Source organism: Gottfriedia acidiceleris (genome assembly GCF_023115465.1).
In the GTDB taxonomy this organism is placed as follows: domain Bacteria; phylum Bacillota; class Bacilli; order Bacillales; family Bacillaceae_G; genus Gottfriedia; species Gottfriedia acidiceleris_B.
The window spans coordinates 599523-616585 of the sequence record NZ_CP096034.1 but is presented as its reverse complement, the minus strand read 5'-3'; the positions used below and the strand labels follow the sequence as shown (position 1 = coordinate 616585).

At 33.1% G+C, this 17063-nt stretch carries 14 protein-coding genes; 1 reads left to right on the top strand and 13 read right to left on the bottom strand.

What is annotated here, in order from left to right:
• Positions 1-101: 101 nt before the first annotated feature.
• The 9 genes from MY490_RS02865 to MY490_RS02825 all read right to left on the bottom strand — a co-directional run bounded on the left by MY490_RS02865 (position 102) and on the right by MY490_RS02825 (position 11950).
• A complete protein-coding gene (locus MY490_RS02865) occupies positions 102-2354 on the bottom strand; it encodes a glycosyltransferase (RefSeq protein WP_248267915.1) in 2253 nt (750 codons plus the stop codon).
• Between the two features lie 7 nt (positions 2355-2361).
• Positions 2362-2700 (bottom strand): hypothetical protein, encoded by a 339-nt coding sequence (locus tag MY490_RS02860; RefSeq protein ID WP_248267914.1) that lies wholly within the window; start codon positions 2698-2700, stop codon positions 2362-2364.
• Positions 2701-2857: 157 nt separating this feature from the next.
• A complete protein-coding gene (locus MY490_RS02855; protein WP_248267913.1) occupies positions 2858-3778 on the bottom strand; it encodes a DMT family transporter in 921 nt (306 codons plus the stop codon).
• 221 nt (positions 3779-3999) lie between these two features.
• Entirely contained in the window at positions 4000-5478 is a 1479-nt protein-coding gene (locus MY490_RS02850) for a protein adenylyltransferase SelO (RefSeq protein WP_248267912.1), read from the bottom strand.
• Between the two features lie 257 nt (positions 5479-5735).
• Complete coding sequence (locus MY490_RS02845; protein ID WP_248267911.1) at positions 5736-6287, bottom strand: VanZ family protein; 552 nt, start codon at positions 6285-6287, stop codon at positions 5736-5738.
• Entirely contained in the window at positions 6284-7204 is a 921-nt protein-coding gene (gene vanY / locus MY490_RS02840) for a VanY-A/VanY-F/VanY-M family D-Ala-D-Ala carboxypeptidase (protein WP_248267910.1), read from the bottom strand. Before vanY ends, MY490_RS02845 begins: the two co-directional genes overlap by 4 nt.
• A 101-nt stretch (positions 7205-7305) precedes the next feature.
• On the bottom strand, positions 7306-8418 hold the full coding sequence (locus tag MY490_RS02835; protein WP_248267909.1) for a HAMP domain-containing sensor histidine kinase: 1113 nt from the start codon (positions 8416-8418) through the stop codon (positions 7306-7308).
• The gene (vanR, locus tag MY490_RS02830; RefSeq protein ID WP_248267908.1) at positions 8411-9109 is read right to left on the bottom strand and encodes a vancomycin resistance response regulator transcription factor, VanR-F/VanR-M family; all 699 of its coding nucleotides are present in this window, start codon (positions 9107-9109) and stop codon (positions 8411-8413) included. The genes MY490_RS02835 and vanR overlap by 8 nt, the downstream gene beginning before the upstream one ends.
• 309 nt (positions 9110-9418) lie before the next feature.
• Positions 9419-11950: a vitamin B12-dependent ribonucleotide reductase gene (locus MY490_RS02825; protein ID WP_248267907.1), complete on the bottom strand. Its 2532-nt coding sequence runs from the start codon at positions 11948-11950 to the stop codon at positions 9419-9421.
• 365 nt (positions 11951-12315) lie between these two features.
• Between MY490_RS02825 and MY490_RS02820 the strand changes: the two genes are divergently transcribed.
• Positions 12316-12810: an acyl-CoA thioesterase gene (locus tag MY490_RS02820; protein ID WP_248267906.1), complete on the top strand. Its 495-nt coding sequence runs from the start codon at positions 12316-12318 to the stop codon at positions 12808-12810.
• 194 nt (positions 12811-13004) lie between these two features.
• Here MY490_RS02820 and MY490_RS02815 read toward each other — a convergent pair whose 3' ends face one another.
• The 4 genes from MY490_RS02815 to MY490_RS02800 all read right to left on the bottom strand — a co-directional run bounded on the left by MY490_RS02815 (position 13005) and on the right by MY490_RS02800 (position 16866).
• Complete coding sequence (locus tag MY490_RS02815) at positions 13005-13712, bottom strand: M48 family metallopeptidase (protein WP_248267905.1); 708 nt, start codon at positions 13710-13712, stop codon at positions 13005-13007.
• Between the two features lie 125 nt (positions 13713-13837).
• A complete protein-coding gene (locus MY490_RS02810; protein ID WP_248267904.1) occupies positions 13838-15019 on the bottom strand; it encodes a cytochrome P450 in 1182 nt (393 codons plus the stop codon).
• 158 nt (positions 15020-15177) lie between these two features.
• Positions 15178-15990 (bottom strand): DUF5995 family protein, encoded by an 813-nt coding sequence (locus MY490_RS02805; RefSeq protein ID WP_248267903.1) that lies wholly within the window; start codon positions 15988-15990, stop codon positions 15178-15180.
• Positions 15991-16533: 543 nt separating this feature from the next.
• A complete protein-coding gene (locus MY490_RS02800; protein WP_248267902.1) occupies positions 16534-16866 on the bottom strand; it encodes a VanZ family protein in 333 nt (110 codons plus the stop codon).
• Positions 16867-17063 lie beyond the last annotated feature (197 nt).

Genomic DNA, 17063 nt, shown 5'->3' with positions numbered 1-17063 from the left:
GACCAATCCGATTAGAATTGGTCCTAGCAAATTGAAACTCTTTTTAATCATGAAGTATCTACCCTTTACAAAATTTATCATTAACTTTGTTTATTTTGGTTTTACATTAATTTCTCATTCGGTAATGCTTCATCAAGCTGGTTGTATTGTTGAATTAATTTCTCCGTAACTATTGCTTCAAACACTTTAGAAGCACCTTCAATATCGCCAATCTCAGATTTATATTTCGTTTCAAATCTACTGAGAATACTGCCTTCTTCAAAAATACCCCATATATTATTCCCACTACCTTTGTAATCGCTCAACTTAGAAGGTAAGTATGGATTAATATTTTTATAATCCTTCGTAAATGCATCATTAACAATTAGACAATCGAATTTTGTTGTAAAATTTAAAAACTCTAAAAAGTTAACATATGGATTCACTTTTACATGTTTTTCAATTACTTCTCCCGAAAGTTCATTTGCAAGAGATTTTGGATCTGATGTGAAAACATGAAGTTTAATTTTATCTCTTAATTCAGGTTTCGTTAATTTAAGTCCTTCAATTATTTCATTTAATTTCCTCGTTTGATAAAACGTTCCAAAGTACCCTAGGTTTACTTTGTTTTCATCCATTCTATATTTACTAGCTTTAACGTGATAATATTGCTTCGGTAATGTCGGTTGATTACAAATTCTAGCTTTATTTAAAATAACTTCTTTCATTTCTTTCATTGGGAACATTTCTGACATGTATTTCAATTGATTTTCATTTGTAAAAACAATTTCATCTGCAAATGCATAAGCAATGTACTCACACCAAAAAAACATATTGTTATTTAAAGCTAGTGGAAAGTTTTTTTTCTTTAAAAGTGCATTTACTTTTTTATAAAACCCTAAATCAATAATTGCTGACTTCCGTTCTTTTCCATGAATATCTAATAGAATCGGATCAGAGAATTCTGCAACCCATTTTGCCTTTGGATTTTTTAATTTATATTCAAATGCTAAAAAGTGTGAAGCAGGCCATAGTGCTCGGCTATAAATTTTATGGTATGCACCATGTATTCTTTCTTTGAATTTAATTTCTTTAAGAGATTTTTTAATAAAGTCTTTCATTGATTTCCATTGTTTAAAACTACTAGCAGATGATATTTCCATCCGATTATTAATAAAACCATCCACCATTGCATTTTGTCGATAATCAGTTTCTCTTACCTTCGACATATTATTATAAATTACGTCTACCACTTCATTATTTTCGATAATACGCTTAGCCATTACAGTTCCACTTGTATCAACATATGGTGGAAAACAATAAGAAATAATTAAAGAACGCGTATCTCCATTGTAGAGCTTAAAATAAGGAAAATAGACGAAACTGTGTTTATTTACTTCTTCAATTACTTTTTCTCTCAATTCATTGCTATTGTTAATATACCTGTCTATAAATCCATATTGAGCATGTATTTTTCCTTTAATGAATTGTTGAATCGTAGGACTATTCGTTTCTCCTAGTAAAACATCAAGATGCTTCATTACTTCTAAACGCTCTTTTACATTAAACTCAAATGAATTTTGACGTCTAGAAACTGAGTTATCTCTTAAAACTCGATAATAAATTGCCTGCTCTTCTAATGGAACAATCTTTAAATGAAAATGATGCAAAGCAAATAATTTAGTAAAAAACATTACATCTTCTCCACTTTTTAAACCGAGTTCGTAGCGTTGAGTTTTCACTTTCTTTGTTGGTATTAATTTACAAGCATTCATTGTTAAAACACTATTTAAATCAGTATAAGTATAAATTTTAGTATCTAACGCTTTTTTAATTTGGGAGTTAACAGGATTATTAGGATTACAATTACCTTCTAGATCTACGTCGACAACTTGTGAAATGACAACAGATTCTTCATCAGCATGATTGAATAGTTTTTCAAGAAAGTTAGGTGAAACGTAATCATCGTCATCCAAAAATGTAATGTATTTTTTTGATGCTTGTTGAATCCCCATATTTCTTGCAGCTGAAACGCTAGCTTCTTCTGAATGAAGAATATTGAAATGATTAATATTATGTTCCTTAATGAAATTCATCAATATCTCTTCGGTTTGATCTTTTTCTCCATTGATAATAAAGAACACTTCAAAATATTTTGGTGACAAAGTTTGATTTTTTAATGATTCAATACATTTTTTTATCACTTTTTCACCTTTGTATGTCGGGATGACTACGCTAATACCGTTTATCAACTTTTTAAAATGATATTTTGAAAATATTAAGTCTTCCGGGATTTCCTTATTCATTCGTTGGTAAATTTCAATCTTTATTCTTTCAATTTCTTCTAATCTTTGCTGAATTTCAAACTTGTTCAAAACTTACTCACCAACCTCTTATCTTTCTAAAAAGCCATCTTTTAGCTTTCCAATAAAACTGAATTAATCTGCCAAGCTTTGAGTGCATTACTTTCCGATAACGCTCTTCCATTATTTGAATTTCATTCTCTAGCTTTTCAATATACTTTATATTTTTATAATGCAGCTCTAACGCTGTTTCTTCATTAGTTAATAAGGTTAAGAATTGCTCATAAAACTGAGACTCCATGTCCAAATTATTTAAATTAGATTTAAACTTGTTTAATTTTATAAACCAACTAGGTATTTCTAATTCATTCTCAATTGTTTCCGCATTTAATGAATGTGTTCTTGGATCGATTGTCATCTTGATGAGTCCTTCCTAATAGCTTGAATACTTTATAATATGCCCTAAAAAAGCAGTTTTTTTTCATGAAATGATGAATTAGAGCTCTTTTCTTAAGATAAAAAAAGACAATCACCTTATCGGTAAATTGTCTTATGAAACATTTATTATGTTGAAATTAGAATTGGATTTGATTATCTCTTTTAAATTTGCGAGTTACATCTTCATATACTCCTGAACCAAACAAGACACCTATTAAAATTAAAATAAATCCGACTACTTGGGTTATAACAATTTTTTCACCTAAAAATAATACCGCACCAATAAGTGAAAAGAATGGATTTAAATTTAAAAAAATTGCTGCCTCTGTTGTGCCAACCTTCCCAAGAGCAAAATTATATAGCATATGCCCCATAGCTGTTGCAACAACTGCTGATGCAAAAAATACCGCCCAAATTCCTACTGAATGATGCACCATACTAGCCATTCCACCTGGCTCAAGAATTTGACTAATTCCAAATAAAATAATCGAACCCATAACTAGCATATATCCAGTCATTAATCTGGGATCTAATGTTTTCGAAACTTTTTTAATTAAAACAAAACTAGATGCTTGAGCCAAGATTGCTAAAAACACATAAAAATCTCCATGCGAAACACCATGAAAACCTCCGCCGCTCTGGAAAACAATAAAAGCAACACCCGCAAAACCAAATAAAACACCTAAAATTCTAACAAAATTCATTACACTACCTAAAAAGAAAACTGACAATAAGGCTGTTAAAAGTGGTCCCATTCCGAGAATTAGGCCCCCGTTAGATGCTGAAGTTTGGGATAGACCGATTGATAAAAAATAATGATGTGCAACTACATTTAATAGCATCGCAAAAAATACATACCCAAACTCTCTTTTTGTAAGCAAACGAACTTTTTTTATTAAAAACAAAATGATAAAAACACTTACTCCAGCAGTGAAAACACGGATAGCTGTCATCGTAACTGGCATAAAGTTCTCTACTAGAACTTTTGTTGCAATTACATTAAATCCCCATACCACCATAATACAAAATAAAATGATATAAATTTGTTGCTTCTTCAACTTCCCCACTTCTTTCTACTGGCCTAAATATAAAAAGAGGGCAAATTCCCCTCTTATAATTTTAGATAACTTTTAATTTTACTTTTTCTAATATAGTAAATTTTTGAGGTTTATTCAAAGTGTATGCTCAGATTCACTAAAAATATGTTCCTCAATTTACGTAAAAATAAATACTACCCTAGAAAAAGGTAGTATTTGTACTATAAAAAATATAGGAATCATCATGTACCACAAAAAGTCTGATAAGGACGATCCGGATCAGGAGGTAGTGTACAATAATTTATCTGTTCTTTCGATTCAGTAAAAGGATTAGAAAGTGCTTTAAGCAATTTCTCCATCACGCTATAATCTCCGTTCTCTACCGCTGCTTCTAAAGCTTCTTCTACGCGATGATTTCTTGGGATTACATACGGATTGTTGTCTCTCATTAATTGAAGAGATACTTCTTTTGATTCTGGTTGTCTACTTAATCTCTCCTGCCACTTCTTCTCCCATTGTTTAAATTCAGATGATGTTAACAAAGGCAGCTCATCTTGATTACCATATGATAATGCTCTAAACGTATTCGTATAGTCGGCTTTATACTTTTCCATAATTTCAAGTAACTCATCAATTAAAGACTTATCTTGTTCTTCTTCATTAAGTATCCCTAATTTTCTCCTCATGCCTGCAATCCAATTATCAACATAAATAATTGGGTATTCTGATATTGCATTCTGTGCTATTTCTAAAGCTTTTTCCTGATCATCATGCAATAAAGGTAATAATGTTTCTGCAAATCGGGCAAGATTCCAACCAGCCATTTTTGGTTGGTTTCCATATGCATAACGACCACGGAGATCAATTGAGCTAAATACAGTTGCAGGATCGTACGCATCCATGAATGCACACGGACCATAGTCAATTGTTTCACCACTAATTGTCATATTGTCAGTGTTCATTACACCATGTATAAAACCGACTAATTGCCATTTGATAATTAAGGAAGCTTGGCGCTTAATGACCCCTTGGAGTAGTGAAAGATATCGATTTGGATCATTTAATTCAATTTCCGGATAATGCCTTTGAATTGTATAATCAGCAAGTTCTTGAAGTTCATTCACACTACCCCATCTTGAAACATACTGAAACGTACCAACTCGAATATGACTAGCAGCAATTCGGGTCATAACTGCCCCAGGCAATCGAGTTTCACGCTGGATTTGTTCACCTGTCGTTACAACAGCAAGACTTCGTGTAGTTGGTATCTTTAGTGCATGCATCGCCTCACTAATAATGTATTCGCGAAGCATCGGTCCAAGTGCTGCACGACCATCCCCACCTCGTGAATAAGGTGTTCTACCTGAACCTTTAAGTTGTACATCAAATCGTTCGTTTTTTGGAGTGATCTGTTCACCGAGTAATAATGCTCTTCCATCCCCAAGCATATTAAAGTGTGCAAACTGATGCCCTGCATATGCTTGTGCAAGCGGCAATCCACCTTTTGGCACTTGATTCCCAGCAAACACATTTACACTTTCTTCACTTTGAAGTGATTGAATATCTAGACCAAGTGATAATGCCACTGGTTTATTTAGAACAACCAATTTCGGTGAACTTACCGGATTTAAGTCTTGAAGAGCAAAAAAGAATTCCGGTAAATTTGAATAACTATTATCAAAATTCCATCCTGCATCACTTTTTACATTTCCCTGAGTCATTTTATCCCCCTTTTCCACTTTTTTCTATTTTAGTATTTAACTCTTAACATATAACAAAAAAAACATCGATTTACTATGATTTTGTTTTTATAATCCAATTCTCAGGTTAGTGTCTACACCGCAACTTCAATCTATTCTAACATTAAATGAAAAAGGGATACTTCATTTAGTTCATTTAACAAAAATACGGCTACTCTACAGCAGCCGTTTCTAGTATCGTTTCCCGTTTAAAATTACAGTTCATCTTCCTCGAAATTTTAAAATTCTTGTTTATCAACTATTTCTCTATCTCCGACACTGCTTGATGAATTTACGAAAAGTATATTATAAACCTTATCACAAAGCTTGATCACACAATAACCAAGCAATCCTCCAGAGGTATTTAGTATTAGATCATCCACATCAAAAATCCCTAGAGAAAAAACAACCTGTAAGCTTTCTATGCACAAACTAAAACTAAAAGAACTAATGAATACGCTTATGAATGACATCCTTCTATTTTTAGACAAAAGTACAAGAAACATTCCAAATGGGATAAATGCTACAATATTCCCAACTAAATTACTAAAATCAGGCCACGAAGATAGACTCTGAATATTAATGAATATTGTTTTAAATGGCATAAGATTTCCCATTTTTAATTCGTTTATGAGATTAACAGGATTCCCGAGATTAGTCTGAAGTTGATACCAAAGAAAGGATATATCTCTCCAGCGGAACTTAAATAGAATAACTCTAATTATTGCATACATATAAAGGACAAATAGTGCTGAAACAATAATTTTGTTCATTAATTTTATTATCTTCATTCCGCTAGACTATCCTCCTTAAGATTCGTATATGTGGAGCTGTTAAATAACGTCACAATCACACCATCCATATTGTTGCCTGAAATTTCATAACGAAGATTGGTAGGCACCTGAATGGTCGTATTTTTAGTAACAGGGTAATAAGATATTTCGTATTTTTCGCCATTTATAGTAGTTGAAATAGACTTTTGTTTTTTTAAGAAATCCAAATACTCTTCCAAAGAAAAATTCTTTTCCTCCATGATCACACTGTGTGGCAATCCAACATAGCGAATATGCCAAGGTTCATACTGAATGCCAGTAATTGCTATCTTATCCTTTGGATAGCGTATAATAAAGCCGTATTTCCAAGCATTCTTTTCTAACCACTTACCTTCAGGTGCCTCATTCATTTTCATTTCAGTAGATCCTACATCAAGTGATAAACCTAAATTGTGTTCACTACGGCCTGCAGGTAAGGCATAGTCTGATCCCATTTGTTGATAAAGTGCATTTTGCTCATCAAAGTCACGAAAGCCACTATTAATTGTAAAATTAAGAACTCCTTCTTTTCTAGCATCAACGATCATCTTTGAAAATTTACGGGCAACATCCTCTGACAATTCAATTTTCGTATCAAGCAATTCGTATCCTTTTTTCAATTCTTTGTGAGTGAATAAGTTTACAACATCTGATTTTATACTTTCCTGATGCACAGGATATTTTTTGTTTATTAAGAGTAAGTTTCCTTTGTAGACCTGTTCTTTTGTAATGCCCTTCGATTGGAAACGTTCAGAAGTCTCTTTATTATCTAATTGATCTTTGTTAATTTTTTTATATGTTTGAATCTCTACTTTATCTTGAAGAGAAATTTCTTTATCAACGTACACAAAACTCAAACATATAACTATAAACACTAATAATCCCCACTTCTTCATTATCCCGTTCCTCCTAATTCTGATTGATTTTAGAATAGGAAAAACTTTTTAAATAAAAAGTGGGGTAAACTTTAAATTTTTCTTAAATTCTTTATGAACGTTTAAACTTGGTTAATTTGGGTACTTTCCTGCGGTAATCGCACTTCAAATACAGTGCGGATTATGCTACTTTCGGCCGTAATTGTTCCATTATGTTGCTCCACAATATTCTTTGCAATGAATAAACCAAGACCTGTGCTATCTTCTTGATGAGTTCGTGCTTTGTCACCTGTATAAAACATATCAAAAAGATAGGGAAGTTCCTCCGGAGTAATACAATCCCCATAATTAACAACCTGAACAATCACTTCTTGCCCATCAACAAACCCGTTAATATCTACAAACTGACCATCGTATCCATATCGATTTGCATTGGTTAATAGATTTTCAAACACACGAGCTAACATCTCTCCATCTCCCAAAATAGGTAAATTCGGCAAAAGGTTCATTCGCGCAATCAAATTATTTTTCTCAAAAACAGGGTACAATTCTTCTTTTAGTTGAAAAAGTAGATCACTTAAATTAATTTGCCTTTTTTCAAGAGGTAACAAGCCATAGTTCATTCTAGTTATTTCGAATAATTCATCTATCAGTCTTTCTAAACGCTGAGATTTAGTAAAGGCAATCGTTAAAAAATGTTTGACTTGTTCCTTAGTTAGCTTCTCATCTTTAAGGATTAAATCTAAATAACCCAACACAGAAGTTAGCGGAGTACGCAAATCATGTGCCAAATTTACAACTAATTGCTCTTTACTGTTTTCTGAAAAATCGCCTCTTTGTACGGCTTCTTCTAATTTTTCACTTGCTAGATTAATTGCTTGAGCAATATTTTCGAACTCATCATTTGACTGGATCGAAACCCGGTGTTTAAAGTTGCCATGAGCAAGATTATGAATCCCGTTTGATATTTCATTAAAATAAGTAGAATAGGGTTTTGTTAGTAAATAGAAAAACAATATCGAAAGTGGGATAAACAGAAATAAAAAGAAGTTAACGTCTCCAATACTCTGTATGAATCGACGAAGCTGAGCTAAGGGATCACCATAACGAACCATCGTGTGATAATAAAGCTGTAATCCTTTAAAAATTATGTAAGTTATAAGACCAGCTAGAGTCATACTTAAAGCAAATAATACGATGATTTTGGAGCGAAAACTGCGTATAATTTTATCCATTAAATGAATACCCCACTCCCCAAACCGTTTTGATTAACTTATTTTTTCGCTTATCTTCTCCGAGTTTTTTCCGCAAAGTTCGAATATGTACCATTACTGTATTACCACCTTCAAAGTATGCATCACCCCAAACCTGCTGAAAAATATTTTCTACACTAAAAACTTTCTTTGGATGACTAGCTAATAAATACAAAATATCAAACTCTTTCGGCGTTAGCTCGATGTTTTCACCATAATGCAAAACTGTCCGCTGATCAGGAGAAATCACTATTTCACCAAATTCCAAAAGAACTTTATGATCATCTACTTTCGGTTGGTTTAACTTCATAAAGCGCCGCAATTGAGCATTCACACGTGCAACCAATTCAATGGGGGTAAATGGTTTCGTAATATAATCATCTGCTCCAATAACCAATCCTTGTACTTTATCAAAATCAGATGTTTTAGCACTCAAAAATATTATTGGCATATTATGCCGCTCGCGAATAAGCCGAGTTACTTCATATCCATCCATTTTTGGCATCATTATATCCAATATCAACAAATCAATTGACCCGGTCTCGACTACACGAACAGCCTCATGTCCATCCGAAACTTTAATAACTTGATACCCTTCTTTTTCTAAAAGTAAGGCTATGAGATCAGCAATCTCCTGTTCATCATCCGCTATTAAAATAGATATAGGTTTCATCTACTTCCCTCCTATTTATCGTTACATTCAGTGGATGATTATCCAATTAAATATCCTAACGATGATTTCTCCCAAAAACTCGAATTAGCAATTTCAAGTTACAGCTAGCTTTAGTTGTCCAATAAACTTTAGGCTCTATATTATTTTCTATTATTTCCTCTTATTCTTCAAGAATATGGCCATTTTGGGAATATGACTGAACTTTTTATAATTTCTTCTAACTAATGTCCTTATTCTTTTAGACATAAAAAACCCCTTTAGATCATCTCATCTAAAGAGGTAATTCTTCACAGTATTTAATTCTTACTTTTATATTCCACACTTCAACTGAACTTGGCAATTATCACATGTATTACAACCACCATGTTCAACTACAGTACCAGCTAGGCAGATTGGACAAGTGTCTCCGTTTTCTACACCTACGTTACCTGTTTTAACTTGAGCAGTTTCATCAGTATGGTTTGTCGTTGCATCTTTACTATTTTCAACTGTTTCTAGTTCTACATTTGTAAATTCATTTTCTTCATTTGTTAGCGATAGTACTTGGGCATCACGTGAACCGTCTACATAAACAGTCCCGCCTTTTGCTCCACCTTTGTGTAATCTTTCATACACTTTTGCTACTTGTTCAACAGAATAACCTTTAGGAGCATTAACTGTTTTACTAATTGAAGAATCAATCCATCTTTGGATTATACATTGAACATCAGCATGCGCCTCCGGAGAAAGGTCCATTGTTCCAACAAATTGTTCAGGAAGATGTTCAATCATTTCATAAACATTTTCTTCAGTTACTTCATATCCATTTGCTTCTAACCATTCTAGGGCGATATCAGCTACAACTGGAATGAATTTACCTAAACGTCCTGAACGGAAGTATACAAAGTTAAAATAAGGCTCAAGTCCAGTGCTGACATTCATCATCGTTCCAGTACTTCCTGTAGGAGCAATTGTTAATAAGTGTGAATTACGAATGCCACTTTCTAAAACAGCTTCACGAATTTCTTCAGGCATTTTCTGCATATATCCCGAGTTAATAAAACGTTCGCGTCCATCTTCAAAAGTCGATAAGAATGGGAATTCTCCCTTTTCTTCCGCTAATTCAATTGAAGTTTGATAAGCAGTAGTTGCAATCACTTCAAAAATTTGATCAACTAGTTTGTTACCAGCTTCCGATCCATATACTAGGCCACAACGGATTAGTAAATCATGTAACCCCATTACACCTAATCCGATACGGCGTTCACCTTTTGCTTGCTTCGTATTCTCTTCTAGGAAATACGGAGTTGCATCGATTACGTTATCTTGCATTCTCGTTCCGATTTGAACAGTTCGCTTTAACTTTTCCCAGTTAACTTGACCATTTTCCGTCATTTCGGCTAAGTTAACAGCTGCTAAATTACAAACAGAGAATGGAGCAAGTGGTTGCTCTCCACAAGGGTTTGTTGCAACTACTTTTTGACCATAAGATACAGCGTTTGTCATTTTGTTCGCATTATCTAAGAAGAAAATACCTGGCTCAGCAGAATAAGTTGCACAAACATTGATTAAATCCCAAAGTTCTTTTGCTTTTATTGTGTGGTACGTTCGTACACCATATCCACGTGCAGCCCATTCACGGACATCTCCACATTCCTGCCATTCTTGATCATAAATTAAACGCATTTCATCATCATAGTTTTCTAAATCAGGGAATTGAAGCTTGTATACTCCATCATTTTCAACTGCTTCCATAAAATCATCAGTTAAACAAACAGATATATTTGCACCTGTTAAAAACTCAGGATTGTGAACTGAGTACTTACCACCGTCATTAAGCAGTTCTTTTGCCTGTTCTATTTCAGGTGTATTTAATTTCCCTTCAATTGTTGCAAGATGAATTAAAGCTTCATAAGCTGCTTTTTCAGTTGCACTAATTGGTTCGAACTTTAATTTTCGTTCTACTTCTTCACGAATTAATTTCGATTTTGTAGTTTGCGCGATATAGCGTAAAACCTTTGGATTCTGGTTCTTTGATACGATGAACTCTACAATATCAGGATGATTGACGTTCATCATAATCATTTGCGCACCACGTCTTGAACCACCTTGAATAACTAGATTTGTTAATTCAGATAAATCATGTAACCAAGAAACTGATCCACTTGAGCGTCCATTCACACTATATACAATCGCATCGCGAGGACGTAAAGTTGATCCGTTTGTTCCAACGCCACCACCACGTGACATAATTTCCATTACCTTCTTACGGTGTTCACCAATCCCATCACGAGAATCGTGAATATGAGGCATTACATAACAGTTAAAGAATGTTGTTGAAGCACCTGTACCGGCACCAGCCAAAACACGTCCCGCTGGTACAAAAGTTTTGTTAGCTAAAATTTCATAAAACATCTCTTTTACTTCGGAGAATTTTTCTGGAGTTTCTGCAGATGCAAGTCCACGTGCAACACGGTCTGCAATTTGTTCGTAGAAGATTTCAAGTGGTTTGTCTACTTTATTAAACGCAACTGTAATGATTGCTCCGTCTTCGAACTGAGAATCTAATTGAACAGTTACTTCTTCCTGACTATTATCAATAGCAATTACTTCACCATAACCACGACGAGGAAACTTTGGATCATCCTTATATGTTAGTACAACTAGGTCACCTACACCTAATGTAACAAGCTTAATATCTTTAAATGCGTATCGATCTAACATAACCGTTCTAGATACACCTTTAAATGTTGTTTTATGCATCTTTGGATTAATCGGTGTAATCATTGGAAAATGCATTATGTCTTGATTTAATTTCTGTATATTAGCAGGTAATTCAGCATCAATTATTGTATTTATCATCACCTGTTCCTCCTCGTAAAAGATTATATCGATTTTACCATATATCGATATATAGGTGTTCTCTTTCTTTTTAACACCCATATGTAGTATTTATCCCGTCTCAACAAGATATAAATATACCGACTTAAGAAGTAAAAGTCAATGTAAACGACTGAAATAAACTTATTTAAATTTGCACTAATTCCTACAAATTTCATTGACAAAGATAAATTTTACTAAGGCATGTTTAAAACCAACTATCAGAATTCCTTATTCTTAAATATCCTTCAATGGAAAGATTGTTCATATAATTTTTTAAATTAAGTATGCTAATTTCTCTATTAAATAGTGTACAATTTATAGATATTAAAGAATGGAGAAATCACATGGTAACTTGTAATGAAACAAGAGTCATAAGAACAAATTTAGTTCTTCCCAATGATGTAAATAGTCATAACACTTTGTTTGGTGGAAAATTAATGAATGACTTAGATATTATCGGAAGTATATCAGCAATGAAATTCTGCCGATCTTCAATCGTAACTGCTTCAACTGATTCAGTTGACTTTCTTCACCCGATTACGATGAAAGATGCAGTAGTTTTTGAAAGCTATGTTACTTGGACTGGCACTTCCTCATTTGAGGTTTTCGTGAAAGTAACTGCAGAAAACTTAAAAACTGGAGAAGAGAAAATCGCTGCAACTGCTTTTTTAACTTTTGTTGCATTGGATCAAGAAGGGAATTTAGTTAAAGTTCCTCAAATCGTTCCCGAAACCGAGGAAGAAAAATTCCTATATCAAGGCGGAGAAGAACGCGCTAAAATCCGTAAAAATAGAAGACTTAAAAGTAAGGAATTAGCAGACTTTTTTGACAAAAAATAAAAAATGGGTCGACCAATGTCGTTCCCATTTTAGTTTGTAGACAAACTACATTAAATTTGATTTTCAGACTGATTGAAAGCGCTTGTCTTTCGAGGCACTAAGTCTGGTGAAGAACGGAATTACCTTAGACGGTAATGAGCACAAAAGGCAGGCGAAGTAACGAAGAAAGCGAGCGTTTGTCAACAGTCTGAAACCTATACTGTCATTTTCCAACTAGATAACGTTAACCAATTTTCTCTTTCCTTATATTCTGGAATAATTTTACCGACAAGTCGCCAAAATGACCTGTCGTGATTCATATGAACCATATGGCACATTTCATGGACAACAACATAGTCAATCACCTTTTGAGGTGCCATTGCTAGTTTCCAATTAAATGTTAGTTGCCTTTTTGAATCACAAGTCCCCCAGTTTGTTTTACTATCAGTAATACGAATTGATGATGGCTTTACTTTAAAATTACTTTGATACTTCTGAATACTCTTTTCAACTATTGCTTTAATTTGTTGGTAATAAAACCTTTTAAGTGCCTGTTTTATTCGATCATCTTCTAATTGTTTTACAATAATATTTAGCCTATTTCCTTCAAAAACTACTTGATCTTGCTGAATACTTTCATCGTGTGAAATTTGTATAGGATATGAATTCCCTAAATAAAGAAATGTCTCACCGAATTCATAAGTCCGTTCTTTAGGACCACGTAGTCGCTCCTTCATTTCATTTGATTTTTGAAGAATCAACTCCCAATTAGCCTCTAAAACTTCAATAACACTTTTATCAGGTGTACCATTAGGAGCCTGAACATCAACGTTTCCATAAGCATCTATATAAATACCGATTGATTTCCGCTTTTTATACTTTAGATTAAAACTGATTGTTTCATTTAAATAAGTATGTATCATTTTTTTATCACCTATCATTAACCTTAATCCTGAAACTTTACAATTATATAATATACTACCGTAGAAGTTTTAATTTTAAAATAGTAAAAACAACACTCTAATAAACGAGTGTTGCCTTAAAATTTTTAATCTATTATAACTGGCAGTTCTTTATACCCATACACAAATGTACTAGGTATAATTCTAAGCTCTTTTGTTTTATCCAACCTCATATTTGGTAATGCCTTTAGCATCTCAGTAATACATATATTCGCTTCCAACCTTGCAAGCTGTGACCCTAAACAAAAGTGTACTCCCGATCCAAATGCTAGATGATTATTCGGAGAGCGATTAATGTCAAAATCATTAGATTCGTTAAATACGGCTTCGTCTCTATTTGCTGAGCCTATCCATGCCATTACTTCTTGACCTTTTTTTAGATTCATCCCATTCAAATTCATATCTTCCGTTACAAATCGATTCATGCAGTGAACAGGAGAGCGAAAACGTAGAGATTCTTCTATAGCTGCTGATATTGAAGAATTATCTTTATATAGTTGATCAAGTATATTTGGATGCTCAAACAAAGTAAGCATTGTATTCCCAATAAGATTTGTAGTAGTTTCATTTCCTGCAACAAGTAAAAGGAAGCAGAAGTTTAATAGCTCTTCAACAGATATTTTTTCACCATCTACATCTGCAGCAATTATAGTAGATACAAGATCATTTTGAGGGTTATTTCGTCTTTTTTCAACGATATGATAAAAATATGTCTGTAAGTCCTGTACCGCTTTACCTTGCTGTGCCATTAATTCATTCATCTCATCAGGTGATTGAGTTTGAGTACTAGACACTACAATATTAGACCATTCTTTAAACATTTCTCGATCTTCACTCGGAACCCCAAGCATTTCTGAAATTACAATAACAGGGAGTGGAAAAGCGATATCCGCAATAATATCGATCTCACGTTTGACTTTCAATGGTGCTAATAATTCTTTTGTAATTGACTCAATTCTTGGTGCAAGGGATTGAATTGCTTTTGGAGTAAATGCCTGACTTACAATATTACGGTATCGTCGGTGGGTAGGCGGATCTAAATCTAGTAAAGTTGGAAATAGTCCATTTCTGTTTGAACTAAATTGCTTAAAATTCTGTAAGACCATTTGAACATCCTTATAGCAAAATACGTCCCAACAATTTCGATCTGGGTCAAATGAAATGGGAGAGCTTTTCCGCATTTTTTCAAACCAACCATGGGGGTCATCGGTTCCAACTAACCCTCTTGGTTGAACTAATAGTCCATAGCTCTTTTGTTGTTCCTCCACCTTTATTCCCTCCTTGATATGTAGCTTATAACTCATTCTTCCAATCAAATAATGATACCTAGAAGTGTTATGTAACCATACAATTTATGCAATTTGCATTTTTCTTATGACCTCATAAAAAGAACAATTTTCAAGTAATCTTCTTACTCACTTTCAACCTACATTTGAATACCAGCAGATGTTGTTTCAAACCGATTATGATTTAAGAGATCTAAGTTTCTTTCAATATTTTTGGATTCCCGAAAATGAATTACCCATAAACCCGCTTTCAGCATCCAATTTCTTGGACGTGCGACCATGTTTCCAATCGATGCAACCTCACTATCATGCACTTTAATTAGCCCTTCACACTCACCTTCATCTGCAGCAGCAAGCTTTTTCGCAAAATTCCAAGCATAATTTCGAGACTTTTCTAGACTGAAGTTTATGATTGCTTTTGATGCCTTTGAATCAATGTGGTCTAAAAAACCAATCCATGGTGAAATTCGATCCATGTCATCCCTTACCTCATCCACTAACGATGCCAAAATACTATTTATTTTCATAAAGTCATTGTAAAGTGACAAAATATCAGATCCTTGGCATACCTTCGCTGCAGCTACTCCTAGATCCAAATTAATATGTGCATTAATGCCAAGCAACAAATGCTGTAATAAAATAGATTGACGGTTTTCAGCTTGCCGAAACGCTAACTGCCAACTGAGACTAGCAGATTCACCATTTAAATAGTTTTTAAGTGCTTTTAAATAGAAATTTGCAAAATTCACATCCAGACTTTCCATTCTGACCCCGTCTTCGAACTGATTATTTAATATCCCTTCTTTCACTTTAATCGTCACCATCCGATATAAAGAAGCAAAATATCCTAGTTTGGATTTTGTTTTATTACTCATTGAAATAATCTCATCCAACTGTTCAATTACTTCATCGATTTTACTTGCATTCCCTATTTGCATTGAAAGACTATCCATTACTCACTCTCCTATCTTTAGTGACAAGTGTGCTGTATTAAATTTGTTAATCAATATTCTATTTGGTTTAAAAAGATACTTTTAATCGTGGGGATATCTTTTGATATTCAGTACATCTTTTGAGAATTCCTTCGTATGGCGAACAGTTCATGAATTTGCTTAAAAAACAAAAAAGAGCAACTCATAATGAGTGCTCTTTTTGAGAGTGTTGAAATATAAAGTCGTCAATAGGGAAAACGGACTTTAAATGACAATCATGATAAATTAGCATTTTTTGAATGATCTTTAATGGTTTTAAATGTAAAAGTGTTTGAGCAATTTCATTATTCCAATAACACTAGTAATGATTTTTTAGAAGTTTAAAATATTATGGGCTATTTTTAGGAAACAAATTTTATAGTTTGATTTAATAATTGTTCGATATTAATTGATCTACAAGCTGATTAATATACAACAGTTAGATTACTCTAAGTAAAGGCTATTTGACTAGTAAATATTAATTATGTTTGTTGGCAGATTTTTAGATAATTTTTTTAAAAACCACTAACCAATTAAACCACCTATTGTATTTAGAATTAAATCACTTGTATCAAAAACTCTGCTTGGATAACCAGTTACTAATGAAATAAATAAGTGGGTAATTTCAATCAGTAAACTAGATAAAAAAACTAGTAAAATTACATTGTTAAACAAATAATTAGATTTATATAAACCGATAAAAACACCTAATGGTACAAACATAATTATATTTCCAATAACCTGGATCCATAATCCTCTTGTTAGAGAAATAACAATACTACGAAATGCTAAAAGTTCGATATATTGATTTAGTACATAAATATTAAATGGATGTTTATCACCTAAAAAAATCTTCATTTTAATTCACTGCTTGGTATGTATTAGACTTTTATTATATTTCAGATACACAATAAATTGATTTCAATAATGTGAAGGAAAGATGAAATTAAATCTTTATTCTAGATTTGTTCACAATTTCTCGAAATGACTACAATTGAAAAAAAATCCACAAGGTAATTACCTTGTGGACTTTCTTTATATATAATCAATGAAGC